Annotated in this window: 18 protein-coding genes, 2 tRNA genes and 3 rRNA genes; 16 read left to right on the forward strand and 7 right to left on the reverse strand. The window is 41.8% G+C overall.

Annotation, left to right across the window (positions count from 1 at the left end):
* Nucleotides 1–39: 39 nt before the first annotated feature.
* Complete coding sequence (locus I6J03_RS12490) at nt 40–2676, reverse strand: PQQ-binding-like beta-propeller repeat protein (RefSeq protein WP_003011064.1); 2637 nt, start codon at nt 2674–2676, stop codon at nt 40–42.
* A gap of 155 nt (nt 2677–2831) precedes the next feature.
* Here I6J03_RS12490 and I6J03_RS12495 point away from each other — a divergent pair, with 155 nt between their 5' ends.
* The 5 genes from I6J03_RS12495 (at nt 2832) to I6J03_RS12515 (ending at nt 8795) form a co-directional block, all read left to right on the forward strand.
* Entirely contained in the window at nt 2832–3221 is a 390-nt protein-coding gene (locus tag I6J03_RS12495) for a DUF423 domain-containing protein (protein WP_003011062.1), read from the forward strand.
* 78 nt (nt 3222–3299) lie between these two features.
* Entirely contained in the window at nt 3300–5777 is a 2478-nt protein-coding gene (gene priA / locus I6J03_RS12500; protein WP_201693718.1) for a replication restart helicase PriA, read from the forward strand.
* Between the two features lie 78 nt (nt 5778–5855).
* Complete coding sequence (locus I6J03_RS12505) at nt 5856–6512, forward strand: protein-L-isoaspartate(D-aspartate) O-methyltransferase (protein ID WP_003011052.1); 657 nt, start codon at nt 5856–5858, stop codon at nt 6510–6512.
* 31 nt (nt 6513–6543) lie between these two features.
* On the forward strand, nt 6544–8361 hold the full coding sequence (locus I6J03_RS12510) for a MutS-related protein (protein WP_003011049.1): 1818 nt from the start codon (nt 6544–6546) through the stop codon (nt 8359–8361).
* Between the two features lie 29 nt (nt 8362–8390).
* Nucleotides 8391–8795 carry an acyl-CoA thioesterase gene (locus tag I6J03_RS12515; RefSeq protein ID WP_003011046.1) on the forward strand — a complete coding sequence of 135 codons (405 nt, stop codon included), beginning with the start codon at nt 8391–8393 and terminating at the stop codon, nt 8793–8795.
* A gap of 19 nt (nt 8796–8814) precedes the next feature.
* Here the strand turns inward: I6J03_RS12515 and I6J03_RS12520 are convergent, their stop codons facing one another.
* The 3 genes from I6J03_RS12520 to I6J03_RS12530 all read right to left on the reverse strand — a co-directional run bounded on the left by I6J03_RS12520 (nt 8815) and on the right by I6J03_RS12530 (nt 11837).
* A complete protein-coding gene (locus I6J03_RS12520) occupies nt 8815–9189 on the reverse strand; it encodes a DUF779 domain-containing protein (protein WP_003011044.1) in 375 nt (124 codons plus the stop codon).
* 63 nt (nt 9190–9252) lie between these two features.
* Nucleotides 9253–10269 (reverse strand): alcohol dehydrogenase AdhP, encoded by a 1017-nt coding sequence (adhP, locus tag I6J03_RS12525; protein WP_236586188.1) that lies wholly within the window; start codon nt 10267–10269, stop codon nt 9253–9255.
* 65 nt (nt 10270–10334) lie between these two features.
* Nucleotides 10335–11837, reverse strand: a complete 1503-nt coding sequence (locus tag I6J03_RS12530) for an aldehyde dehydrogenase family protein (RefSeq protein WP_003011037.1) — start codon at nt 11835–11837, stop codon at nt 10335–10337.
* Between the two features lie 258 nt (nt 11838–12095).
* Between I6J03_RS12530 and I6J03_RS12535 the strand changes: the two genes are divergently transcribed.
* Nucleotides 12096–12998 carry a helix-turn-helix domain-containing protein gene (locus tag I6J03_RS12535; protein ID WP_003011034.1) on the forward strand — a complete coding sequence of 301 codons (903 nt, stop codon included), beginning with the start codon at nt 12096–12098 and terminating at the stop codon, nt 12996–12998.
* Between the two features lie 4 nt (nt 12999–13002).
* On the opposite strand, the gene smpB is transcribed toward I6J03_RS12535, so the two are convergent.
* Nucleotides 13003–13458: an SsrA-binding protein SmpB gene (smpB, locus tag I6J03_RS12540; RefSeq protein WP_003011032.1), complete on the reverse strand. Its 456-nt coding sequence runs from the start codon at nt 13456–13458 to the stop codon at nt 13003–13005.
* Between the two features lie 390 nt (nt 13459–13848).
* Here smpB and spt point away from each other — a divergent pair, with 390 nt between their 5' ends.
* The 10 genes from spt to rrf all read left to right on the forward strand — a co-directional run bounded on the left by spt (nt 13849) and on the right by rrf (nt 24058).
* Entirely contained in the window at nt 13849–15048 is a 1200-nt protein-coding gene (gene spt / locus I6J03_RS12545; protein ID WP_003011027.1) for a serine palmitoyltransferase, read from the forward strand.
* Nucleotides 15049–15054: 6 nt separating this feature from the next.
* Complete coding sequence (locus I6J03_RS12550) at nt 15055–16176, forward strand: hypothetical protein (RefSeq protein ID WP_201693719.1); 1122 nt, start codon at nt 15055–15057, stop codon at nt 16174–16176.
* A complete protein-coding gene (locus tag I6J03_RS12555; protein ID WP_003011017.1) occupies nt 16173–17168 on the forward strand; it encodes an NAD-dependent epimerase/dehydratase family protein in 996 nt (331 codons plus the stop codon). The genes I6J03_RS12550 and I6J03_RS12555 overlap by 4 nt, the downstream gene beginning before the upstream one ends.
* An 11-nt stretch (nt 17169–17179) precedes the next feature.
* Nucleotides 17180–17884 (forward strand): CDP-alcohol phosphatidyltransferase family protein, encoded by a 705-nt coding sequence (locus tag I6J03_RS12560; protein ID WP_003011014.1) that lies wholly within the window; start codon nt 17180–17182, stop codon nt 17882–17884.
* 15 nt (nt 17885–17899) lie between these two features.
* Complete coding sequence (locus I6J03_RS12565) at nt 17900–18283, forward strand: GtrA family protein (protein WP_003011012.1); 384 nt, start codon at nt 17900–17902, stop codon at nt 18281–18283.
* Nucleotides 18284–18991: 708 nt separating this feature from the next.
* A 16S ribosomal RNA gene (locus tag I6J03_RS12570) occupies nt 18992–20514 on the forward strand.
* A gap of 117 nt (nt 20515–20631) precedes the next feature.
* Nucleotides 20632–20708: transfer RNA gene (locus I6J03_RS12575), tRNA-Ile, on the forward strand.
* Between the two features lie 8 nt (nt 20709–20716).
* Nucleotides 20717–20793: transfer RNA gene (locus tag I6J03_RS12580), tRNA-Ala, on the forward strand.
* 162 nt (nt 20794–20955) lie between these two features.
* Nucleotides 20956–23840: ribosomal RNA gene (locus I6J03_RS12585) — 23S ribosomal RNA — on the forward strand.
* A 106-nt stretch (nt 23841–23946) separates the two neighbouring features.
* Nucleotides 23947–24058 (forward strand): 5S ribosomal RNA (rrf, locus tag I6J03_RS12590).
* Together the 16S, 23S and 5S rRNA genes with 2 tRNA genes alongside form the textbook arrangement of a ribosomal RNA operon.
* A 911-nt stretch (nt 24059–24969) precedes the next feature.
* Here the strand turns inward: rrf and sucD are convergent.
* Together sucD and I6J03_RS12600 are read right to left on the reverse strand one after the other, a co-directional pair.
* Entirely contained in the window at nt 24970–25842 is an 873-nt protein-coding gene (sucD, locus tag I6J03_RS12595) for a succinate--CoA ligase subunit alpha (protein ID WP_002992612.1), read from the reverse strand.
* 82 nt (nt 25843–25924) lie between these two features.
* Nucleotides 25925–26458, reverse strand: a complete 534-nt coding sequence (locus I6J03_RS12600) for an RNA methyltransferase (protein WP_003011530.1) — start codon at nt 26456–26458, stop codon at nt 25925–25927.
* Nucleotides 26459–26504 lie beyond the last annotated feature (46 nt).

Consider the following 26504-nt stretch of genomic DNA (forward strand, 5'->3'; position numbering starts at 1 on the left):
TTTTTAATAAATGAATTTAAAATAATGGAAATCAAATTATTAAAAAGGAAAAGCGTACAACTTATGATCCCGTTTTGTACAGAGTAAAAAGTTGCCACCGGCATAGTTAATCTTGCCGAAATAAAAGTTTGGCAAAGCCTCTAAAGGAAAACCTTCCATCAGATTTCCGTTTTCATTAAAAAGACCAATCAGATAGTTATTCCGGGAGCCTATACCCAATGTAAATCTATCCTTTTCCAGAGGGAAAAATAATGGTCTCTCCTCAATATCTCTGGTGAATGTGTATTGAAAATACATCGTCGTGTCTGTGGTACTGTATACCGCCAGCTTATTCTTATCAATGATAATAACATCGGCTTTACTATCCGCAGTGATATTTCTTATATCGGCATAGTATTCGGATGACCAGTCACCTGTTTTTCTGCTTTTAGCATCTCCGTTCAGACTGAATGTCACCAAATTACCACCCGCATCTGTTGCCATTACCAGTAAATCATTACCATCAGCACTTGGGGTGACGTGTATAGGATTTCGGAAAGAAGATCCGGTTGGATTCTGCACCTTTTTAATAGTTTCTCCATTTTTACCTATGAAGTACACCGAACCTGTTTTAGTGGAAGTAATGAGGTAATCTGTGTTTTTGAATTGTATAGTTTTGATGTCAAACAATAATTCTCCGTCAAGGTCCACATTTTTCCAGTTTGCTAAGCTCTTTCCTTCCAGGTCATAAGCCAGAATGGTATTCCCTGCAGGAATAAGCAGCATATTATCATCAAAACTTGCTACTGAAGGTCCGTCATTTGCCTGTTGAGGTATGCCAAGTGAAAAACCTTTGTGTACTTTGCCGGATGTATCAAATCTGTATAGCCTGCGGTTGTCCGTTACCAGTACAACTGACCGGTCAGGAAGCTGAATAGGAGAACCTATTACACGCCCGGATAAGACTGCAGACCATAATTTTGTGCCTTTAGGATGAATAGCATGTATAGTATGATTTTGCTCCTGTGCCAGAATCATCTTGCTGGTATCCGAATGTTCAAATACCCAGGGTTGACCGATCAGCTTTCCATCAAATTGATAAGTCCAGTCTGGTGTTCCGCCAAGGGCATTTTTACTTTTATAGATACCATAGATGCTGGATAGAAAGCTTCCGTTGTTGCCACCAAGCTGTATGGACCAGGAATAGAAATCCTGAAATCCAAAATTCTCTTTTTCTCTGTAATTTTTTAAATAAGAGGAGGCTAGAGAACTAGCGATAATACCGCTGGCATTTTTGCTATGCAGAAAAAAGGTAACATTAGCTTTGTTCCCCTGAAGCTTTTCAAAGTTTTTGAAACCCAGCGTTCCCGTAAGCAGGCGTTGTGCATTCCATGATCGCAGGTATTCCTGCAGATTGGATTGGTTATTTGCAAAGACAAGTGTACGTTTATCAATAATGGTAAAGTATGGGCGCTGAAACTGTTTGAATGCGTCTCCGAAAGCAAAATATAGCGTGTTGGAAAAATCTAACTGATAGATAGAATCTCCCAATTCCTTGCTCAGTTTAGAAATAGTTTTGCTGAAAGATACAGAATCTGCAATCTGAACAAATCCCAGCAGATCCCCATTGTCAAGTTCTGCTGTTGCAAAGTCTGATCCCCATATCTTACGGATATTCTTAGCGTAGGTCAGCTTCGTGTTGCTTTCTATATTGCGGATATGGTTGTTGTATTTTTTTACATCATCTTTCTTCTCAAAGAACTTCATAAGTTTATTGCCAAAGGAAGCCGTATCACTAATGGAATATTCGATATACGTCGCCGTATTAGCCGGAAAATAGTTGTATAATGTCTGGTCTGTTTTGGATTGGCTTGCGAATACAGCAAGATAACTTGAGTCATTGGTTATTTCACTTTCTCCAACCAGCATCAGGGCATCATTCTTATAATTGATATTCCAGGCAGATTCACCTCTCAGGTCGGCAAACATATTGACATAGAATCCCGGTTTTCGATTCGTCAGTTGTTTTGCGATAGGATTGATCTGTCTGTGATCAAAATAGACACTCATCGGCGAGTTTTTAGAATTGTGTTTGATAAAAAAGTCAATCTGGTGTTGATCCATTTTGACGACCTTATCATCCAATATCGTCCCAATCAGTTTTTTTGAATAGCTTGCAAATACAATCTGATGATCATAGGCTACATACAATACCGTATCCTTCTTACCTTCGTCAAAAGCATAAATCGTCTTGCCAAGGCTGTCCTGTTTACTGACACGAAATTGTTTGCTGAGTCCGCTGAATACTGTGGATAATTCTTCTTTTTTGAGATCTGCGGAGAAAGGAATAATAAAGACAGGTTTGATTTCTTTATCTTCAGGATGCAGAGAAATAAAAATTTCCTCATTTAGGGTATAAGGCTGTATGGCTGCATTTCTTAATAAGACGTTCTTTAATTTGCGGATCTCATCGGTTTCTTTCTTTCCCAACAGTGCATCAAAGATTTCGAAATCCTTGAAAATATTATCGGTAGTTTCATCATTTTTGAAAGAGCTGATCAGATAGGTTTCCTTCGGTAGAAATTTGAGCGGTTTTACGGCGTCTTTATGATCCTGATTCAAATCTGAAAAGTAATATATAGACGCTCCGATCACAGCAATGAAGAGCAAGACAGTAACAATAATCGTATTTCTCATGACTAAACAAACCTACTAAAAAAACATCCAAATAGAAACTTTTATGCGTTTACGGGGCTCTCTTCCTTTTATTTCCATAAAAAAATCAACATTGTGGACTATATTTTATACTTTTATAAACGTAATACTGAGCATAAAAATATTGACTTAAACTCATGAACAAACAAATTATTCTCACAGCGTCCTTTTTTGGATTATTAGCTGTGGCATTGGGGGCTTTTGGTGCGCATGGATTAGAGGGGAAAATCAGTGAAGATCATATCGGTACATGGAAAACCGCAAACCAATATCATTTCTACCATACCTTTGCGCTCTTATTCCTTTCCACATTTTCCAGAGCTAAAAATACATCTATACGTGTTGCTTTCTTCGCATTTACAATTGGTATTTTACTTTTTTCGGGCTCATTGTATATATTGAGTGTACGTGAAATAACAGGTTTTGGAAATCCCCGGATATTAGGTCCCATTACACCATTAGGAGGACTCAGTTATATGATAGGATGGGTGGGACTCTTTGTAGCAGCTCTGAAAAACAGATCATAGAACCTTTTTGATAATAAAATATCAAGCCCTCGAAAGCATGTCCTTTCGGGGGCTTTTTTGTATTTTTGCAATATGTCTATGGACCCATCTTTATTTTCAGCTGTACGCAATACGTGTTTTGTGAATGTTATCCTGCCTTTGGCTATTTCCAAGACATATACCTATCGTATCCCGCATGAGTGGAGTGACAAGATCGCTGTAGGTATGCGTGTCATTGTGCAATTTGGAAAGAATAAAATATATTCTGCCATAGTAAAGGAAGTCACTGAACTGGCTCCTGAACGCTATGAAGCAAAATATGTATTGGATATTTTAGATCAGCAGCCTATTGTGGACGGCGCACAGCTCAAGCTTTGGGAATGGATGGCATCCTACTATATGTGTACGCTGGGGGAAGTGATGCAGGCGGCTCTTCCGGCAGCTTTGAAACTGGCCAGTGAAACCAAAATCATAGCTTCGGATCAGGAAGGATTGGATAAAAGTCAGCTTTCTGATAAGGAGTATATGATCATGGAAGCGCTGGAGATTGCCGGAGAACTACGGGTGAGTGATATTGTCAAATTGCTGGGGCAGAAAACAGTATTTCCTATCCTCAAGCAGCTTTTCGATAATGGTTTCCTGATGATTTCCGAAGAAATCTCCGAGCGGTATAAGCCAAAGAAAAAAAACTACCTTATTCTGAATGCAGAATACACAGATACAGAAGGAAAGCGGGAACTGCTGGATTCGCTGAACAGAGCTCCGAAACAGCAGGATGCGGTGTTGGCTTATCTTCAGCTTTCCAAAACCAGTTCTGAGATTACACGTCAGGCTATTATGGAGGCTGTAGGCTGCGGACCAGCAAGTATTACTGCGCTTATTGACAAAGGGATCTTTCTGGTAAAGGAGAAAGTCGTCAGCCGTTTTGAAGGAGAAGATATTGAACTCACAGCTTCTTTTACCTTTAATGAAGGACAACAGGAGGCCTTTGATCAGATCAATAAGTTATTTCATAATAAAGATGTAGTGCTCCTACATGGAGTGACGGCTTCCGGTAAAACGCAGATCTACATACGTATGATTGAACAAGCTATTGCGGAAGGGAAGAGTGCGCTTTATTTATTACCCGAAATTGCGCTCACAGCCCAGATAACAGAGCGGCTTAAATTATATTTCGGCGATCAGCTTGGCGTTTATCATTCCAAATTCAATGATAATGAAAGAGCTGAAGTATGGCATAAAGTATTGAAGAATGAATATAAAGTTGTTATTGGTGCCCGTTCTTCCTTATTTCTCCCCTTTCATGAGCTCGGAATAGTAATTATAGATGAGGAGCATGAGAGTTCTTACAAACAGTATGATCCAGCTCCCCGATATCATGCCCGTGATACAGCGATATACTTAGGTTATATTCATCAGGCCAAAATACTTCTCGGGTCAGCTACACCGTCTATCGAAAGTTATTACAATGCAAAAGCCGGAAAATACGGATTGGTTCAGCTCCTGAAACGATATGGTACTGCACAGTTGCCGGAAATAAAAATTGTGAATATCTCTGAAGAAAAGCGGAAAGATAATATGCACTCTTATTTCAGTGGTATTCTGCTGAAAGAAATTACAGAAACTATAGCACGCAAAGAACAGGTTATACTGTTTCAGAACAGAAGAGGGCATACACCGATTATTCAGTGTAATACATGCGGATATGTAGCTAAATGTGTAAACTGTGATGTCAGTCTGACCTATCACAAGACCACAAACAGGATGCATTGCCACTATTGCGGACATCACGAAGCTCCTCCACAAATCTGCCCTGCCTGTGGTACTACCCATATGGAAAGTCGTGGATTCGGTACCGAACGTATAGAAGAAGAGCTCGAACTGTTGATGCCTGATGCACGTATCGGAAGACTGGATCTCGATTCAACTAAAGGAAAGCACGGATTTGATAAGATTATAACGGCTTTTGATGAACATGAATATGATATTCTGATAGGAACCCAAATGATTGCAAAAGGACTGGATTTCGGAAAAGTAAGTCTTATCGGAATTATCAATGCAGACACTATTATAAATTTTCCCGATTTCCGGGCATATGAACGTGCATTTTCGTTGTTCTCACAGGTGTCTGGAAGAGCTGGCCGGAGAGATTCGGTCGGTAAAGTAATTATACAGACCTACACACCCAATCACCGGGTGATAGAGCAGGTCGTGGCACACGATTATGATGCTATGTTTTTGGAAGAAGCGACAGAACGTAAAAATTATCAATATCCTCCGTTTTACAGGCTGATCAAGATCGATGTCAAACATCCTGATATTCAAAAGTGCTTTGATGCGGCAAGAGATCTTGCTTCAGGGTTGAGAGCCACACTGGGTAGCAGAGTTATTGGTCCGGAGCCACCACTTGTAAGCCGGGTGCGTAATTATTTCATTCAGACAATCACGTTAAAGATCGAACGTAATAATGTCAGTATAGCTAAAGTGAAGGAACTCATGCAACAAGCTATTCTGAGTTTTGAACTGGACAAATCTCATACAGGAGTTCGCATACAGATTGATGTGGATCCTTCCTGATTTGGTATTCCTTTGAGTGCAAACATTTTGCATTTAAATAGCTTAAATATGCGTTTTTAACGGTATTTTTGAACAGCAATGGCGTACAAATTCGTAGATAATTACAGAGAGAGAGGAGCAAGGAAACAACTTGTCAAGCATTTAGAAAAACGAGGGATCGAGGATAAGCAGGTATTAAAGGCAATAGGTAAGGTACCCCGGCATTTTTTCTTTGATGAGACATTTTGGAATCAGGCTTACCGGGATATTGCTTTTCCTATAGGTGATGGTCAGACAATTTCCCAACCTTATACTGTCGCATATCAATCCGAATTGCTCCACGTGAAAAAAGGAGATAAAGTATTGGAAATAGGTACAGGATCCGGTTACCAGACCTGCATTCTGATGGAGTTAGGCGCTGATGTCTATACAATAGAACGCCAGGAAAGTCTTTACAACCGTACAATACAAGTGCTGCCTTATATGGGATATAATCCAAAATTCTTTTTGGGAGATGGTTCAAAAGGTATTCCCGGAAGTGCTCCCTATGATAAAATCATTGTGACTGCAGGTGCGCCTTTCGTACCGGAGATTATGCTGAAGCAACTGAAGATCGGAGGAGTTTTTGTGATTCCTGTGGGAGATGAGAAAACCCAGAAGATGGTGACCATCCTTCGGGTAGGAGAAAATGATTTTGAACGAATAGAATTAGATACATTTAGATTTGTTCCTTTAGTAGGAGATCAGGCTTGGTAAATTCCAGGCTTTTTTTATAACTTGATGCCTTATGGATACATCGATTTACTCCACGTATGCAAATGCCGTGGAGCAGACAAAAGTCGCAATACAGATTTTAAATAAAAAGATTAATAGTAATAGTTTTGGCCGGCTGGCCGTTATTCTGGGAGGAGGAGGGCTTCTTTTCTGGAGTTTTCAGCAGAAGCAGATTTGGCTGGTGTCCCTGCTGTTTGCTCTTATTATTTTATTATTTGCCTTTCTTATCCGAAGACAAAGCCGTCTGGAGAAAGAGAGGGAGAATCTCAAGGCTTTTCTGCGGGTCAATGAGAACGAAATTCTCCTGCGTGACCAACGAAAAAACTGTTACTCAGAAGGTCAGGAATTTGAGGACGGAAGACATTCCTATCTTTCGGATCTGGATATATTTGGCCGGTATTCACTGTTTACACTAGTCAATCGTGCAGCCACAAAGCTGGGCATACAACAGTTGGCGCAATGGCTCTCGTCTCCTGCAAATAAAGAGACCATACAGCAACGCCAGGATGCTGTAAAAGAACTGTCTGCCGAACTCTATTGGTGTCAGCAACTGCAGACTACGCTTATCTTTAATCTGGATCAGCAAATTGAAGTCAAAGCGTTTCTTCGTAAGTATTTTCAAAGCGGAGACTTCTCCTTTGGCAATGCCTTTATGCGGATCTATGTGGCAATAGTACCTTTTGTAATGCTTTCAGGTATTATCCTTGCCTTATCAGGAGTCAAAGTTATGGGCTATGTCTTTATTCTTGCATTAGTACATATCTTCTGGACATTAGCTATGGCAGGCAGAGTTTCCTTATTTTCAAGCAAGATCGACAAAGTAGGAGGAATACTAAATGCGTATGCTGACGGAATACGTTTGGTAGAAGAGCGTCAGTGGTCATCCGCACTTACGAATTCACTACAGCAAAGAGTCTCGGTACAAGGAAATAAAGGAAAATTATCTGCCGCATTTAAAGAATTGGGAGGATTAATTAATAAACTGGATGCACGCAATAATATTCTGGTAGGAACAGTTCTTAACATGTTCCTGTTGTGGGATTTCAAACAGGTGATGGCTATTGTCAAGTGGAAATCTAGTTATGAGGAGAATATTCTGGAAGCTTTTGATGTTATAGCCGAATATGAAGCATTACTGAGTTTTGCGACATTAAAGCGTAACTATCCGGACTGGGTTTTTCCGGTGATTCTGGAAGATACAAAGCAAAGTAAAATTACAGGTGAGGCTATCAATCATCCCCTGATTAATGAAGCATATGCTGTTGCCAACAATTATGATGCAAATGAGCACAGGATAGCCCTTGTGACAGGCTCTAATATGGCGGGCAAAAGTACGTTCCTGCGGACGGTAGGTATTAATGCTGTACTGGCATATGCCGGAGCTCCTGTATGTGCAACTTCTCTTCGGCTTCCTATCTATAAGTTGATTACGTATATGCGGATCAAAGATAATCTTAATGAAAGTACCTCCACATTTAAGGCCGAACTTGACCGTATGAAATATATCCTGGATACAGTTGACCAGGATAAAGACAGTTTCTTTCTGATTGACGAGATGCTTCGGGGAACCAATTCTGTAGATAAATATCTCGGATCACGTGCAATTATTAAAAAATTGATCAGCATGGATGGAAAAGGTATGGTCGCTACACATGATCTGCAATTATCTACATTGGAAGCAGAGTATCCCGGTATAGTCCGGAATTATCATTTTGATATCCAGGTAAAGGAAGGAGAAATGCTATTCGACTACAAACTGAAAGATGGAGAGTGTAAAGTATTTAATGCCTCCATGTTGCTGAAAGGCATAGGAGTAGAGATCGAAAACTAATTTATTTTAATATTCACAATAACTAATACATGACTTTAGAAGAACGTATAAATCTAGCAGAGACCCGTGTTTGTACAACTGTTTTCCCATTTCTCACCAATCATCATGACACCCTCTTTGGAGGAAAGGCGATGGCCATCATGGATGAAGTTTCTTTTATGGCAGCTACCCGTTTTTGTCGCAAAACCTTAGTGACAGTTTCCACAGATAGAATCGATTTTACAAAAGCTATTCCTTCCGGAAGTATTATTGAAGCCATTGCGCGTGTCGATAGTATAGGAAGAACAAGTCTAAAGGTGAAGGTAGAAATCTACCTTGAAGATATGTATAAAGAGGGACGCGAATTGGCTATCAGCGGATTATTTACATTTGTAGCGCTGGATGAAGCTAAAAAACCAGTGCCTGTCCTGCAAGGTATCGCCATTGAGGCTTAATACTCAATACCATATTACATTATTCATTTCGAATTACAGGAGCTAGTTTATCTAGCTCTTCTGCTGTAAAAAGCCTGTAATGAACTTTGAATGTCTTACCTAAAGGTGTCTCGAGTGAGAATCCACCCGGACCAAATCCATCCAGTACATCCAAAGTGAAATGTGAGTATTGCCAGTATTCAAACAAGTCCCGGTCAATCCAGAATTCATATCCTTCCACCAGTCCGATCATCGCATCATTCATCCGGGGAAAGAATCCTCCTTTTTCAAAACACTGAGGCTGTGTTCCCTCACAGCATCCTCCTGCCTGATAAAACATCAGATCACCATGTTGAGCAGCAAGCTGTTTGATCAATGCTTTTGCTGTATCCGTTACATCTATTCGATTTGTCATTGCTGAAGAGTTTTGTAAAGTAAAAAAAGAGGGATGAAAATTGTCACATCCCTCTCCATAGGTCTAACCTGCAATATCCAATACCATTCGTCCGTCTATTTTTCCGGCTTTCATCTGATCAAATACACTGTTGATATCTTCTAATTTTGCAGCTGTGACAGTCGCCTTAACGAGACCTTCATTTGCAAAATCCAAAGCCTCCTGTAAATCTTTCCGGGTACCTACAATAGATCCTCTGACGGTAATACGTTTCAGTACCGTTTCAAAGATAGGTAACTCAAATGAACCGGGAGGAAGTCCGTTGAGAGCAATCGTACCTTTGCGTCGTAAGACATCTATCCCCTGCTTAAATGCGATAGGAGATACAGCAGTAATAAGCGCACCGTGTACTCCGCCTATTTCTTTCTGAATATATTGGCCCGGGTCTGTAGTTTTTGCATTTACTGTAATATCAGCGCCGAGTTTCTTCGCCAGATCCAGCTTGTCGTCGGCTACATCTATTGCGGCTACACGCATACCCATAGCTTTTGCGTATTGTACAGCTACATGTCCCAGGCCGCCGATTCCGGATATCGCTACCCATTCACCGGGTTTTGTTTCCGTTTCTTTGAGTCCTTTATATACCGTCACTCCGGCACACAAAATAGGAGCAATCTCTAAAAAGTTGACATTGGATTTTAAATGGCCTACATATCGGGCATCCGCAATGACATATTCTGCAAATCCTCCGTCAACACTGTATCCTCCGTTTTGCTGAGCTTCACAAAGGGTTTCCCATCCCGTAATGCAAAAGTCGCAACATCCGCAGGCACTATAGAGCCAGGGCACGCCTACCGCATCTCCTTCTTTTACATTCTGCACATCCGGACCCGTAGCCACCACATATCCTACTCCTTCATGCCCCGGGATCAGTGGCATTTTTGATTTTACAGGCCAGTCACCTTCGATGGCGTGAAGATCTGTATGACAGACACCACATGCCACTACTTTGACCAATATCTGATTTCGCCCCGGTTGTTTGACCGGAACCTCTTCTATACTTAATGGCTGGCCGTAACCTCTGGCCACTGCCGCTTTCATAGTTTTTGGAATCATAATTCTTTATTATCAGATAAATAAAAAAGAGCCTAATTTTAACAAGCTTCTTAAAAAAATCCTAATTTCTCTTTGCTGTAGGAGATTAACATATTTTTTGTCTGTCTGTAGTGTCCCAGCATCATTTTGTGGTTTTCACGACCTACACCAGATTGCTTGTAGCCTCCGAAAGGAGCTCCTGCAGGATAACTATGGTACTGATTGACCCATACCCGTCCTGCCTGAATCGCTCTAGGTATCTGGTAGAGCTGATGTGCATCACGTGTCCATACACCCGCACCCAGTCCATATATCGTATCGTTTGCTATAGCAATCGCTTCGGCCTCATCTTTAAAGGTGGTGACAGCCAGTACTGGGCCAAAGATTTCCTCCTGAAAAATACGCATCTTATTATGACCTTTGAATAGTGTAGGCTTGATATAATAACCGTTTTCAAGATCTCCGCCCAGATGGTTTACATCCCCTCCAGTCAATACTTCAGCACCCTCTTCTTTACCCAGTTTGATATACGATACGATCTTATCTTTTTGTATCTGTGATGCCTGTGCACCCATCATTACTGTCGGATCAAGCGGATTTCCGACTTTGATTTTATTCACACGGTCAATTACTTTTTCAATAAATCTGTCATAAATATCTTCCTGAATAAGGAGACGGGAAGGACAGGTACAGATTTCGCCCTGATTGAGTGCAAACAGAACAGCTCCTTCAATGGCTTTGTCCAGAAAAGCATCATCTTCATCCATAACCGAACTGAAGAAAATATTAGGTGATTTACCACCCAGTTCTAATGTAACCGGAATAATGTTTTCAGTGGCGTATTGCATAACAAGACGTCCGGTTGCTGTGGATCCCGTGAAAGCCGCTTTTGAAACCTTTGGATTAGTCACAAGGGCACGGCCCAGTTCAGACCCGAATCCATTTACAATATTAACAACTCCGGCCGGCAACAAATCTCCGATAAGTTCTAAGAGTACCAGAATAGAGATAGGCGTACTTTCGGCAGGTTTCAGTACCACACAGTTGCCGGCTGCCAATGCTGGAGCCAGTTTCCATACAGCCATCAGAATCGGGAAATTCCAGGGAATAATCTGAGCAACCACACCGATCGGTTCGTGTACAATCAGCGATACAGTGTTTGCATCCAGTTCCGATAACGAACCTTCTTCGGCACGGATTACTCCTGCAAAATATCTGAAATGATCAATAGCCAGAGGAATGTCCGCATTTAGCGTCTCACGAACAGCCTTACCATTGTCTACTGTTTCAACAGCGGCAATGTAATTCAGGTTTTCTTCAATGCGATCCGCTATTTTGTTAAGAATAATACTTCGCTCGGTAGAAGAAGTTTTGCCCCAGGATTCGAATGCCTTTGCTGCGGCATTTACAGCGAGCTCCAGATCATCTTTAGTCGAATGGGCGGCTTGCGTAAAAACTTTACCGTCTAAGGGAGAGATGACATCAAAATATTTGCTCTGAACGGGAGCTGTAAATTTTCCATTAATGTAGTTGTCATAGCGCTCTTTGAACGCAGGTCTTTCTATTACACTCATATTGATTATGATTTTAAATAAATACTTATATTTGGCTATTTTCAAATATATAAATATGATATTCAGTGTTTTAGCATTATGCTATCATTCTTTAGCACTATGCTATCATCCGGAAAAATGTATGGTGTAACAGAAGAATTTTCATTAAAGAGGAGGGAAGGGAGGCTGATCTTAAAATCATTCGGTCGGGATACCAGAGTTTGGTTTTGAGCGTTATTTTAATTAACTTGTTATTCTTGGATTATAAATCTTACAGGCATGAAACATCTTCTCAATCATCTGCCATTTACAGATAAAAAAGAAATTACTACTCTGGTAGAAAACAGACGTGCATTCACCTTAAATAATTTTGAGTTGAATGTATACGAGACGTATCAGGAAAGTAAGCTTGTGCCTCTTAAATTTAATGATCTGGTGATTATCAATATGTTGAAAGGTAAAAAGGTCATGCACCTTGTTGATCGTCCTCATTTTGATTATCTCCCTGGCGAAACCATTGTCGTACCCCCGTCACTGTCTATGAAGATTGATTTTCCGGAGGCTAAGGAAAGTGATCCTACCCAATGTACAGCTCTCGCTGTCGGGCATCAGAAAATACAGGAAACGATTAACTACCTGAATGAGTATTTTCCAAGGCAGTACGGTGAACAGGAGTGGAGATTTCATTACGACCAATATCACTTTTATAATAATGCCGAACTTGCTTATCTGACTAATAAACTCTTTGATATATCCTTAAGTAAAGAATTACACAAAGATGTACTGGCCGATCTGACACTTAAAGAACTACTAATCCGTATTATGCAGACCCAGAATCTGTTGGTTGTAGACGGACCCGTTTTGTCGTCCAATAACAGGCTTCAGGCAGTGACAGAATTTATTCAGAACAATATTCACGAAAATATTACGGTAGAACACCTGAGTAAAAAAGCGAATATGAGTAAGCCTAGTTTTTACCGAACCTTTAAAGAGGAGACAGGTATAAGCCCTATGGAATATGTCATCCGGGAGCGTATAAAGAATGCTAAAAAGGTGCTGCAAAGCTCAAAAAGTATTAAAGAAGCCTGCTATGCAAGCGGCTTCAGTAATATCAATTATTTTGTACGTATGTTTAAAAAACAAGAGGGTATCACCCCGGGAGTTTTTTTAACGATGTCGTAAGTTTTTATCTTTTCATAGCCCGGTCAAGCTCGCGCTTGGCATCCCTGTCTTTGATCGTGTCACGTTTATCGAAGTCTTTTTTACCCTGTGCCAATGCGATTTCAACTTTTGCAAATCCTCTTTCATTTACGAAAATACGTAAAGGAACTATAGTGAATCCCTTTTCATCCCCTTTTGCTCTGAGCTTTTTCAGTTCTTTCTTTGTAAGTAACAGTTGACGATCACGCTTTGCTTCATGATTATAGAATGAACCATGGGAGTATTCTGCAATGTGCATATTGCGGATGTATAATCCTTTTTCAAAAAAGGCACAAAAACTGTCATTGATATTTGCTTTTCCTTCACGTATAGATTTAATTTCTGTACCCAAGAGTTGAAGTCCTGCGACATATTTATCTAATAGGTGATATTCGAAAGATGCTCTTTTATTTTTGATATTTATATTTGCTGCTAATGTCATTTTATTTTGTATATTGCTTATTAATTGCTTTACAAAGGTAATCAATTACGGCCTAACCGTTTCGAGACCTGACGAGATTATTTATGTACGTAGTGTTAAAATAAAATTAAATTTATGATATTTACATGTCAAAAAATTGTAGTTACAAACAAGGAATGCTGGATTTAGTTTCGTATGTTTGCACGAGTTTTTGAGTTCCTTTATGGAGCTTAGTTCTTTTTAATTTATTGATAATGAGGGTTTTGAAGAGGGAAATGTCATTATTTTTTGAGGTTTTTGTTGCGAATAAAGTGTTTTATTTGTTGAACATTTGTCCAAAATGGTAAATTATCAAAGAAAAAAATAGGAATTATATTGATTTTACTAAAATAGAAAAAGCCTTTTATTCGCATGAGCAAAGGAAAGTTAAGCGAGAGAATTTCGCATTTTAATATTGTCGAAGAGCTGAAGTCGAAAGGTCTGTACGCTTATTTTAGACCTATCCAGTCAAAACAAGATACAGAGGTGATGATCGACGGCAAAAGGGTGCTGATGTTTGGCTCCAATTCATATCTGGGATTGACAATTGATCCGCGTATTATTGAAGCGGCTCAAGACGCTCTTTCAAAATATGGAACAGGCTGTGCCGGATCTCGTTTTTTAAATGGAACGCTGGATATTCACATTGAATTAGAGCACAAGTTGTCTCAATTAGTGGGTAAAGAAGCCTCCATCCTTTTCAGTACTGGATTTCAATCCAACCTGGGTCCGATCTCATGTCTGATGGGACGTAATGATTATATTTTACTGGATGAGCGTGATCATGCATCTATCATTGACGGTAGCCGCCTGTCTTTCTCCAAAGTAATAAAATACGGTCATAATGATATGGACGATCTTCGTGCCAAATTATCACGTCTGCCTTCAGAAAGTGCTAAACTTATTGTTACTGACGGTATTTTCAGTATGGAAGGTGACATTGTCAACCTGCCGGAAATGGTCAAAATTGCTGATGAGTACGATGCAGCTTTGATGGTAGATGATGCGCATAGTCTGGGTGTAATCGGAGAACATGGTGCAGGTACTGCTTCTCACTTCGGGTTGACGGATAAAGTTGATCTGATTATGGGAACGTTTAGTAAGTCGTTAGCTTCTCTTGGTGGTTTTGTAGCCGGTGATGCAGATGTTATTGATTATTTAAAGCACAATGCACGTTCCGTAATGTTCAGTGCAAGTATGACTCCAGCTTCTGTAGCTTCAACGTTAAAAGCGTTGGAAATTATGATCAGCGAGCCGGAGCATATGGAAAATCTTTGGAAGAATACAAATTACGCAAAACAACTATTGTTAGAGAGCGGTTTTGATCTGGGAGCTACTGAAAGCCCTATATTGCCAATCTTTATCCGTAACAATGAGAAAACATTCTGGGTGACTAAAATGTTGCAGGACGACGGCGTTTTTGTTAATCCTGTAGTATCTCCGGCAGTTCCTTCAGAAGAATCTTTAATCCGGTTCTCACTGATGGCAACACATACTTTCGACCAGATCGATGAGGCCGTAGAGAAAATGGTTCGCGTTTTTAAACAAGCAGAAATTGAATCTTTAATCTAATCTCCTATGATTCAGATTATTCCCGTTGAAACAAAGAAACAAAGACGGATCTTTATTGATTTTCCGCATGATCTTCATGCGGAAGATCCAAATTATGTCCCCGAGATCTTTTTAGGTCAGGAGGACTTACTCACCCCGGGCAAACATCCTTTCTACAAACATTCACAGGTTCAACCATTTTTAGCGTATCGCGATAATAAGCTGGTAGGTCGTATAGCTGCAATCTGGAATGTACGTAACAATGAGTTTAACAAAGTAAACGAAGGTGCATTTGGTTTTTTTGATTGTATCAATGATCAGGAAGTCGCTGATAAATTGTTTGCTGCCGTTATTAGCTGGGTGAAAGAAAAAGGAGGTGATCATATTGCCGGACCATTTAATCCTTCCACGAATGATGTTTGTGGTCTGTTAATTGAGGGCTTTGATCTTCCGCCGATGGCCATGATGCCATACAATCCTTCCTATTACATCGATCTGATTGAGAAAGCCGGACTTTCCAAGCGTGTCGATCTTCTGGCGTATTACATTAATACTGCAGAAGCAGATCAGCGGTCGGTACTCTTGCTGGATAGATTGGAAGAACGTTTGAAACGGTCAGGTATTATTCTACGCCAGATTAATCTTAAGGATTTTAAAAACGAATCAAGTAAAATAAGAGAAGTCTATAACAAGGCCTGGGATCAGAATATGGGATTTGTGCCTATGACTGATGATGAATTTGATTATGTGGCCAAAGATCTGAAAATGATTGTTGATCCCAGATTTGCATTAGTAGCTGAGAAAGGAGATGAACTTGTAGGTTTTGCGGTAGGAATTCCAAATATCAATGAAATTCAGATCAAGATCAAACGTGGAAGGTTACTTCCAACGGGTATTTTCAAACTCCTTTTTGGAAAAGGTAAGCTCAAAACTCTTCGCGTGCTGATGTTAGGAGTTTTAGACGATTACAGAAAAATGGGTATTGAAGCTTGTCTGTATGGCCGTATTATTAAAAATGCATCACCTGCAGGTATCAAAGGAGCGGAATGTTCCTGGATGTTAGAGCATAATTACATGATGAATCACGCCATTGAGCAAATCAATGGTAAATTATATAAGCGTTATCGTTTTTACGAGAAAGCGATATGAAAGAAAAAGTCCTAATAACCGGGGCTAGCGGATTTGTCGGGTTTCACTTAGTTGAAGCAGCCAAATCCGCCGGCCTTGAGGTTCATGCGGCAGTACGTAAATCCAGTGCCGTTTCCCAAATCGAGCATGCTGTTGACAAATTCGTTTATCCGGATTATGAAGATACAGACGGATTAGTAGCCTTGTTGGAAGAACATCAATACCAGTATGTGATTCATGCCGCGGCAATGACAAGAGCTAAAAAGGAAGAAGACCTGGTCCGGGTCAATAAACAATATACGCTAAACTTATTCTCTGCTGTTTTCAAAGCCGCTATTCCTTTAAAGCGCGCTACCTTTGTAAGCAGTCTGGCTGCGGTCGGACCTATTTCTATCGAGCAAGGTCTCATTTCTGAACAATCTCCGTATCACCCTGTAACTGCATATGGACGCAGTAAACGTGAATCTGAAAAGGCAGTGAAAGAACAATTTGGAGATAAACCATTAACCATTATCCGGCCTACAGCAGTTTACGGGCCTCGGGAAAAAGATATATATGTTCTTTTCAAGACATTAAATAGTGGAGTAGATGCTTATATCGGACGATCTCCTCAGCAACTCAGCTTTATCTATGTGAAGGATTTGGTACAAGCGATCCTTCAATCCTGTTTTGCAACACATGCTCAGTTTAAAATATACAACATAACAGATGGTCAGGTCTATGACCGTTATGAAATGGCTAATATTTTTAATAATGTACTGCAAAAGAAAACCTTTAGAATTCATCTTCCAAATGGGGTAGTTGGATTAGTGGCACGATTATTTGAGTGGGCATATAAACGTTCCGCAAAAATACCAGTCTTATATCCGGAGCGATTGAACGAACTCACGGCTGCAAACTGGGCATGTGATATTACGGCAGCAAGAAGAGAGCTGGGATTTGATCCGCAATTCGATTTGAAAAAGGGATTGGAAGAAACATTATTTTGGTATAAAGAGCATAAGTGGTTATAATTTGAGGTTGTATGAGTGAATTGAAAATAAATAAAAAATTGTTTCAGGATCGTAAGCGAACAAATATTCTGAGCAATCCTGAACAAAAGTTGATTACCTATCTAGTGCCTAAAATACCTTCCTGGATTTCTTCTGATATGCTGACAGGTATAGGGACATTTGGATCAGCACTCATCTTATTAGCCTTTATCTTAGCCAAACATATTGCTGTTGAATATTTACTGTTAGGAATACTGGGGTTTATGATCAACTGGCTGGGTGATTCACTGGATGGACGTCTGGCATTTTACCGTAACAAATCCCGCAGATGGTATGGGTTTTCTCTCGATATTATTATGGATTGGATCAGTACAGTTATGATCGGATTCGGTTATATTATTTATGCAACCGGTGTATTTGAGGTGATTGGCTATATTCTGGTTGCCTGTTATGGCTGGAGTATGATTATTTCCCAGTTGAGATATAAAGTCACCGATAAATATACGATAGATGCCGGATTTGTTGGCCCAACAGAAATTCGTGTTATTATCAGCCTTGTACTGGTACTCGAAGTTGTTTTTCCGGGAGTAATCAATTACCTGGTTGCAGCTATTTGTGCTATTCTGGTATTTATTAATTTCAGAGATACCGGATTGTTGTTAAAGATGGGGGATGTGAGAGACATGGAAGAAAAAGCTGCCAAAGAACAGCAGGAACGATTGAAAAAGGTAGATTAATCCCTTCCCCTGGAGATGAAACAAAAAATAGGAGCGTTTATTAAAGCGCAGGCATCAGCTTTTATCGGAGGAGCATTCGACTATGCTGTCATGGTTTTTTGTAAAGAAGTAATTGGTATTGATGTTAAGAATGCAATTCGTATATCCGGAAGCCTTGGCGCAGTTGTCAATTTTACTTTAAACCGGTATTGGGCATTTAAAAAGAGTGACAGTCCTGTTGGTAATCAGATATGGAAGTTTGTTCTGGTTGTATTAGGTAGTATCTTTCTTAAATCCGAAGGAACCCCATTAGTTTCTAATTTATTCCATATTGATTATAAGATTGGAAGATTGGCCGTAGAGCTGATCGTTTCTTTAGGATTTAACTATCCTTTGCAAAGATTCTGGGTTTTTAAATAAATATAGGATTAAGGCATAATAATACAAAGAAGAGCGGGAATAGTCCCGCTCTTCTTTGTTATAACGTATTTTATCTTGTATATTTTCAGGTAGTTATGTTTTGTTTTAGAAATAAGGTTAAAAAAGGTTTGGAAGTAATGAGTATAAAGTTCTACCTTTGCACCACTCCGCAAGGGAGGGACGGTTGTTTCGAAAGGGATGACTACTGAAAAAAGGGGTTTAGAATATACGGGAGCGCAGATTTTTTGCAAAAAAGATTTGCGGGTTTCGAAAAAGATTTCTACCTTTGCAGTCCCTTGAGAGGGGCAAGCCTACCAGCCGGAAAGAAGAGCTTTAGTGCTTAAGATGAAGACTGGGGGTCCGATACCGCAAGGGAATCGGGGAGGTTAAAAAGGGAGAGAAAAAAGGCCAGAAAATATTTTCACAAATATTTTGGAGTTTTAAAAAAGATTTCTACCTTTGCAGTCCCTTCAGAAACGAAGGAAAAAAACAAGATCAAAAGGGGCGCAATGCCTTGTTGAAATAGAAGCTGAAACGAGAGTGGAAGCGCGAAGTTCTTTAAAGAAATAATCATGTAGCGTAACGAGTAGTTGATAAGTCAACGAAAGTTAACAAACAATCAACCAAGTCAATTCAGGTTAGAAATAAACAAAGACAATTCTAATTATTTTTATTGATAAATAGTTAGGTGTCGAACAATTCATTATTACAATGGAGAGTTTGATCCTGGCTCAGGATGAACGCTAGCGGCAGGCCTAATACATGCAAGTCGAACGAGATTATCCAGCTTGCTGGATATGAAAGTGGCGCACGGGTGCGTAACGCGTGAGCAACCTACCTCTGTCAGGGGGATAGCCCGGCGAAAGTCGGATTAACACCGCATGACATTATTGATGTGGCATCACATTATAATCAAATATTTATAGGACAGAGATGGGCTCGCGTGACATTAGCTAGTTGGAGAGGTAACGGCTCACCAAGGCAACGATGTCTAGGGGCTCTGAGAGGAGAATCCCCCACACTGGTACTGAGACACGGACCAGACTCCTACGGGAGGCAGCAGTAAGGAATATTGGTCAATGGAGGGAACTCTGAACCAGCCATGCCGCGTGCAGGATGACTGCCCTATGGGTTGTAAACTGCTTTTGTCGGGGAATAAACCTACGTTTGAGAACGTAGCTGAATGTACCCGAAGAATAAGGATCGGCTAACTCCGTGCCAGCAGCCGCGGTAATACGGAGGATCCAAGCGTTATCCGGATTTATTGGGTTTAAAGGGTGCGTAGGCGGTTCTTTAAGTCAGAGGTGAAAGACGGCAGCTTAACTGTCGCAGTGCCTTTGATACTGAAGAACTTGAATGCGGTTGAGGAATGCGGAATGAGACAAGTAGCGGTGAAATGCATAGATATGTCTCAGAACCCCGATTGCGAAGGCAGCATTCCAAGCCGTTATTGACGCTGATGCACGAAAGCGTGGGGATCGAACAGGATTAGATACCCTGGTAGTCCACGCCCTAAACGATGATAACTCGATGTTGGCGATAGACAGTCAGCGTCCCAGCGAAAGCGTTAAGTTATCCACCTGGGGAGTACGCCCGCAAGGGTGAAACTCAAAGGAATTGACGGGGGCCCGCACAAGCGGAGGAGCATGTGGTTTAATTCGATGATACGCGAGGAACCTTACCCGGGCTTGAAAGTTAGTGAATGATCCAGAGACGGATCAGTCCTTCGGGACACGAAACTAGGTGCTGCATGGCTGTCGTCAGCTCGTGCCGTGAGGTGTTGGGTTAAGTCCCGCAACGAGCGCAACCCCTATGTTTAGTTGCCAGCATGTAATGATGGGGACTCTAAACAGACTGCCTGCGCAAGCAGAGAGGAAGGTGGGGACGACGTCAAGTCATCATGGCCCTTACGTCCGGGGCTACACACGTGCTACAATGGTCGGTACAGCGGGCAGCTACACAGTAATGTGATGCCAATCTCTGAAAGCCGATCACAGTTCGGATTGAGGTCTGCAACTCGACCTCATGAAGTTGGATTCGCTAGTAATCGCGTATCAGCAATGACGCGGTGAATACGTTCCCGGGCCTTGTACACACCGCCCGTCAAGCCATGAAAGTTGGGGGTGCCTAAAGCATGTAACCGCAAGGAGCGTGTTAGGGCAAAACCGATAATTGGGGCTAAGTCGTAACAAGGTAGCCGTACCGGAAGGTGCGGCTGGAATACCTCCTTTCTAGAGTACTTGAATTGGTGCTCGTTACGTATACACATGATTAAAAAAAGACATTAAGAAGAAAGTACCCATCCCAATAAAAGGAATGGAGTTACCGAGAGAGATTAAGAAAAAGCTAGTCCCGTAGCTCAGTTGGTTAGAGCACTACACTGATAATGTAGGGGTCAGCAGTTCAAATCTGCTCGGGACTACCACACAAGCCGGGGAATTAGCTCAGCTGGCTAGAGCATCTGCCTTGCACGCAGAGGGTCAACGGTTCGACTCCGTTATTCTCCACCATAGAAAAGTGTTATCGCAGGATAACACGATAAATTTCTTAACGAGTTCTTTGACATATTGAAAGAAAAAAATTACAAGAGAAGACAACAGTAGAGACGTTTTCCATTAATTTGGAAGACACAATACAAGCATCACCATAGTAGCAAAAGGGCTATGGTTGAGAAGAAAGTAAATAAGGGCACACGGGGGATGCCTAGGCTCTCAGAGGCGAAGAAGGACGTGATAAGCTGCGATAAGCATCGGGGATTGGCAAATGCGAATTGATCCGATGATTTCCGAATGGGGCAACCTAACATACTGAAGGTATGTTGTATAATACGCGAACGCGCTGAACTGAAACATCTAAGTAGGCGTAGGAGAAGAAAATAATAATGATTTCCCAAGTAGTGGCGAGCGAACGGGAAAGAGCCCAAACCATATATGTTACGGCATTTATGGGGTTGTAGGACCACGAGATTGTATTGACCGTATGAAGTAGAAGCAGATGGGAAGCTGCACGATAAGGGTGATAGTCCCGTATACGTAAAGAGGGTCAGCATAGTGGTATCCTGAGTACCGCGGGGTCGGAGACGCCCTGTGGGAATCCGGCGGCACCATCCGCCAAGGCTAAATACTCCTGAGAGACCGATAGTGAACCAGTACCGTGAGGGAAAGGTGAAAAGAACCCCGAACAGGGGAGTGAAAAGAACCTGAAACCGTGTGCTTACAAGCGGTTGGAGCAGAGAGATTCTGTGACAGCGTGCCTTTTGCATAATGAGCCTACGAGTTACTCTTGTCTGGCAAGGTTAAGTGGTTCAGCCACGTATCCGAAGCGAAAGCGAGTCTTAATAGGGCGCATAGTCAGATGAGGTAGACGCGAAACCTTGTGATCTACCCTTGGGCAGGTTGAAGTTGCAGTAACATGTAATGGAGGACCGAACCGATAAACGTTGAAAAGTTTCCGGATGACCTGAGGGTAGGGGTGAAAGGCTAATCAAACTGGGAAATAGCTCGTACTCCCCGAAATGTTTTTAGGAACAGCGTGAGAGTTTAGTTTGATAGAGGTAGAGCTACCGATTGGGTGCGGGGGAGTCAAATCCTACCAAATCCAGACGAACTCCGAATGCTATCAAATATATCTTGCAGTGAGGCTTTGGGTGCTAAGGTCCAAGGCCGAGAGGGAAAGAACCCAGACCATCAGCTAAGGTCCCCAAATATACACTAAGTTGAACTAACGAGGTCCGGTTGCCCAGACAGCTAGGATGTTGGCTTGGAAGCAGCCATTCATTTAAAGAGTGCGTAACAGCTCACTAGTCGAGCGGCCGGGCGTGGATAATAAACGGGCATCAAGTGTATTACCGAAGCTATGGATTATATACATGAGTATATACTGGTAGGGGAGCATTCTATAGGGGGTGAATCGTCATGGTAATGTGGCGTGGACTTTATAGAAAAGCAAATGTAGGCATAAGTAACGATAAGGCAGGTGGGAAACCTGCCCACCGAAAGACTAAGGTTTCCTGATCAACGCTAATCGGATCAGGGTTAGTCGGGGCCTAAGGTACACCCGAACGGGGACAACCGATGGACAACTGGTTAATATTCCAGTACTTTTTATAACTGCGATGTGGTGACGGAGTAGTGACACTGCCGCGAACTGACGGAATAGTTCGTTAAAAGGCGTAGGTATTAGAGATGTAGGCAAATCCGCATTTCTAGCTGAACCCCAATAGTACAGCAAAGCTTCGGTGGCGCTGATAGAGCAGGTAAGCAGACTTCCAAGAAAACCCGCTAAGCTTCAGGTTATAAAAACCCGTACCGTAAACCGACACAGGTAGTCGAGGAGAGAATCCTAAGGTGCTCGAGTGAATCATGGCTAAGGAACTCGGCAAAATGGCCCTGTAACTTCGGGAGAAGGGGCGCTTCCTCACGAGAGTGAGAAGCCGCAGTGAAAAGGCCCAGGCGACTGTTTAACAAAAACATATGGCTTTGCAAAATCGAAAGATGAGGTATAAGGCCTGACACCTGCCCGGTGCTGGAAGGTTAAGAGGGGATGTCATCGCAAGAGAAGCATTGAATCGAAGCCCCAGTAAACGGCGGCCGTAACTATAACGGTCCTAAGGTAGCGAAATTCCTTGTCGGGTAAGTTCCGACCTGCACGAATGGTGTAACGATCTGGGCGCTGTCTCAGCCATGAGCTCGGTGAAATTGTGGTATCGGTGAAGACGCCGGTTACCCGCAACGGGACGGAAAGACCCCATGCACCTTCACTATAGCTTAACATTGGAATTGGGTACAGGATGTGTAGGATAGGCGGGAGATGTTGAAGCGGCTTCGCCAGGAGTCGTGGAATCAACCTTGAAATACCGCCCTTTCTGTATTCGGTTTCTAACTCGATTATGTCGAGGACATTGTTTGGTGGGTAGTTTGACTGGGGTGGTCGCCTCCAAAAAGGTAACGGAGGCTTTCAAAGGTAAGCTCAGTACGCTTGGTAACCGTACGTGGAGTGCAATGGCATAAGCTTGCTTGACTGTGAGACCGACAAGTCGAACAGGGTCGAAAGACGGACATAGTGATCCGGTGGTTCTGTATGGAAGGGCCATCGCTCAAAGGATAAAAGGTACGCTGGGGATAACAGGCTGATCTCCCCCAAGAGCTCATATCGACGGGGAGGTTTGGCACCTCGATGTCGGCTCGTCACATCCTGGGGCTGGAGAAGGTCCCAAGGGTTGGGCTGTTCGCCCATTAAAGTGGCACGCGAGCTGGGTTCAGAACGTCGCGAGACAGTTCGGTCCCTATCTGTTGTGGGCGTTGGAAGTTTGAGTGGATCTGATCTTAGTACGAGAGGACCGGATTGGACAGACCGCTGGTGAACCTGTTATGCCGCCAGGTGTACGGCAGGGTAGCTACGTCTGGAATAGATAAGCGCTGAAAGCATCTAAGTGCGAAACTAGCCACGAGATGAGACTTCCTTATAGGGTCGTAGAAGATGACTACGTTGATAGGTTGTAGGTGTAAAGGTAGAAATACCATAGCCGAGCAATACTAATAGCCCGAAGCTTTCTCAAGCAGATAACACTGTTGTCTTCCTCTTTAATTATTTCTTTCAATATAATGTCATTGATGTTGTGCTGACTACATACAACTGGTTAGTTTATAATATCAAAAAAGTATTCAGGTGCCTATATCGGCGGTGTCTACCTCTTCCCATTCCGAACAGAGCAGTCAAGCCCGCCAGAGCCGATGGTATTGCCGTAACAGGTGGGAGAGTAGGTCGGTGCCTTTTTTTAAACGAAAGCCCTTTCTGGAGACAGATAAGGGCTTTTTTGTTTTCAGTCCAGGGGATAACCGAACCAAACCGAAACCTGAAGCTAAAGTTAAACCAAATCCGGATATTGCAGACTTCATTATACAAAGTATCAGGCACAAGCAGCGCTTCGCTAAAGCTTGCTCCATACAAATGACAACGGCTAACCGAACTGTTCTTCTCACCATTTTAAGGAGAGATCCCGATGTATCGGGAGAGAGGTTAAAGACCGATATTCCAGGTGTACAGTTCTGTTACCTTTTAACTGCTTTACTTCTATGCTGTTGTCCCACCGGCAATACTACAAAGGCACAAGCAGCGCTACGCTAAAGCTTGCGCCATAAAAGTGACAACGGTTAACCTAACTGTTCTTCTCACCTTTTCAAGGAGAGATCCCGTTTATCGGGAGAGAGATTAAAGACCGATATTCTAAAATGCATACCGTTCTGTTACTTTTTAGGCTACTCCACTTCTATGCTGTTGGTGAGGACACCAACAGACGCATCAAGGACGTTGTTTACTGCTATCCACACCGGTAATACTACAAAGGCACTAGCAGCGCTATGCTAAAGCTTGCTCCATACAAACTACAACTGTTAACCGAACTGTTCTTCTCACCTTTTCAAGGAGAGATTCCGTTTATCGGGAGAGAGGTTAAGGACCGATATTCTAAAATGCATACCGTTCTGTTACTTTTTAAGCTACTCCACTTCTATGCTGCTGTCCTCACCCGGAATACTATAAAGCACAATCATCGCTACGCTAATCCTTGTGTCATAGAAGTGATATAATAAGTCTCTCTTTTAGAGATCAAATGGGTGGTATAGAGGGGGTAATAAAAAAGCCGGAGTAAAATCTACTCCGGCTTTTAAATATTTCAGTAAGAACGCTTATTTAGCTAATTCTTCAGCGATTGCTTTTCCGATTTCAGCAGGGGATTCTACAACACGAATTCCACATTCTGCCATGATTTTCATTTTAGCAGCAGCAGTATCATCTGCACCACCTACGATAGCACCAGCGTGTCCCATACGACGTCCCGGAGGCGCTGTCTGACCTGCGATAAAACCAACAACAGGTTTTGTACCGTGTTCTTTGATCCAACGAGCAGCTTCAGCTTCCATACCACCACCGATCTCACCTATCATGATGATACCTTTAGTCTCAGGGTCATTCATTAACAATTCTACAGCCTCTTTAGTAGTTGTACCAATAATAGGGTCACCACCGATACCAATAGCTGTGGTAATTCCTAATCCTGCTTTCACAGTCTGATCCACTGCTTCGTATGTTAAGGTTCCTGATTTTGAAACGATACCTACATTACCTTTTTTGAAAATAAAACCTGGCATGATACCAATTTTAGCTTCATCTGCAGTAATAATACCCGGACAGTTTGGACCGATCAAACGAGAGTTTTTGTCGCTCAGGTAAGATTTAACCTGAATCATATCTTTTGTAGGAATACCTTCAGTAATACAAACGATTACTTCGATACCTGCAGCAGCAGCTTCCATAATCGCATCAGCAGCAAATGCCGGTGGTACGAAGATGATAGATACGTTAGCACCGGTTTTGTCTACAGCATCCTGAACAGTATTGAATACCGGACGGTCCAAATGTTGCTGACCACCTTTGCCCGGGGTTACACCACCTACGACATTTGTGCCATACTCAATCATTTGAGTTGCGTGATAAGTACCTTCTGTTCCTGTAAAGCCTTGTACGATAACTTTTGAATCTTTATTAACTAGTACACTCATTTTTGTCTTGTTTTTTGCATCACAAATCTACTGTTTTGCGATGATATCTAAAAGTTTAAATAGCGAACTTCTGAACTATTTTTCAATTAAATCTGTTTTTTACAACAAAATCCCATAAGACGATACCGATTGTGACAGAAATATTAAAAGAATGCTTGGTGCCGAATTGAGGAATCTCCAGACATCCGTCCGAGATCTTCATGATTTCTTCATCTACACCGTGTACTTCATTGCCAAAGACAAAGGCATATTTTTGATCTGATGAGGGTTCAAACTGATGTAGCATCACACTGCCTTCAGCCTGTTCGATTGCCAGTATCTGATATCCTTCATCTTTTAATGCATTCAGTCTGCTGATCAAATCAGGAGCATGTTCCCAATCTACAGATGAAGTGGCACCCAGTGCTGTTTTTTCTATTTCACGATGAGGAGGAGTACCGGTGATGCCTCCCAAAATAATTTTTTCGACCGCGAAAGCATCTGAAGTACGAAAGGCTGAGCCTACGTTGTGCATACTTCTTACATTATCCAATACCAGTACAACCGGTATTTTAGATTGCTTTTTAAACGTTTCGACATCAGGACGCTGCAATTGGTCCATGGATAATTTTTGCATATGCAAAGATAAGCAAGCAAAACTTTAATTTAGATTTTGATATATG

The sequence above is a fragment of the Sphingobacterium spiritivorum genome (genome assembly GCF_016724845.1).
In the GTDB taxonomy this organism is placed as follows: Bacteria; Bacteroidota; Bacteroidia; order Sphingobacteriales; family Sphingobacteriaceae; genus Sphingobacterium; species Sphingobacterium spiritivorum_A.

Bases quoted from the DNA above. Each gene is read 5' to 3' on its own strand.
- I6J03_RS12490 (WP_003011064.1), bottom strand. From the start codon at position 2,676: ATGAGAAATACGATTATTGTTACTGTCTTGCTCTTCATTGCTGTGATC.
- I6J03_RS12495 (WP_003011062.1), top strand. From the start codon at position 2,832: ATGAACAAACAAATTATTCTCACAGCGTCCTTTTTTGGATTATTAGCT.
- priA (WP_201693718.1), top strand. From the start codon at position 3,300: ATGGACCCATCTTTATTTTCAGCTGTACGCAATACGTGTTTTGTGAAT.
- I6J03_RS12505 (WP_003011052.1), top strand. From the start codon at position 5,856: ATGGCGTACAAATTCGTAGATAATTACAGAGAGAGAGGAGCAAGGAAA.
- I6J03_RS12510 (WP_003011049.1), top strand. From the start codon at position 6,544: ATGGATACATCGATTTACTCCACGTATGCAAATGCCGTGGAGCAGACA.
- I6J03_RS12515 (WP_003011046.1), top strand. From the start codon at position 8,391: ATGACTTTAGAAGAACGTATAAATCTAGCAGAGACCCGTGTTTGTACA.
- I6J03_RS12520 (WP_003011044.1), bottom strand. From the start codon at position 9,189: ATGACAAATCGAATAGATGTAACGGATACAGCAAAAGCATTGATCAAA.
- adhP (WP_236586188.1), bottom strand. From the start codon at position 10,269: ATGAAAGCGGCAGTGGCCAGAGGTTACGGCCAGCCATTAAGTATAGAA.
- I6J03_RS12530 (WP_003011037.1), bottom strand. From the start codon at position 11,837: ATGAGTGTAATAGAAAGACCTGCGTTCAAAGAGCGCTATGACAACTAC.
- I6J03_RS12535 (WP_003011034.1), top strand. From the start codon at position 12,096: ATGAAACATCTTCTCAATCATCTGCCATTTACAGATAAAAAAGAAATT.
- smpB (WP_003011032.1), bottom strand. From the start codon at position 13,458: ATGACATTAGCAGCAAATATAAATATCAAAAATAAAAGAGCATCTTTC.
- spt (WP_003011027.1), top strand. From the start codon at position 13,849: ATGAGCAAAGGAAAGTTAAGCGAGAGAATTTCGCATTTTAATATTGTC.
- I6J03_RS12550 (WP_201693719.1), top strand. From the start codon at position 15,055: ATGATTCAGATTATTCCCGTTGAAACAAAGAAACAAAGACGGATCTTT.
- I6J03_RS12555 (WP_003011017.1), top strand. From the start codon at position 16,173: ATGAAAGAAAAAGTCCTAATAACCGGGGCTAGCGGATTTGTCGGGTTT.
- I6J03_RS12560 (WP_003011014.1), top strand. From the start codon at position 17,180: ATGAGTGAATTGAAAATAAATAAAAAATTGTTTCAGGATCGTAAGCGA.
- I6J03_RS12565 (WP_003011012.1), top strand. From the start codon at position 17,900: ATGAAACAAAAAATAGGAGCGTTTATTAAAGCGCAGGCATCAGCTTTT.
- sucD (WP_002992612.1), bottom strand. From the start codon at position 25,842: ATGAGTGTACTAGTTAATAAAGATTCAAAAGTTATCGTACAAGGCTTT.
- I6J03_RS12600 (WP_003011530.1), bottom strand. From the start codon at position 26,458: ATGCAAAAATTATCCATGGACCAATTGCAGCGTCCTGATGTCGAAACG.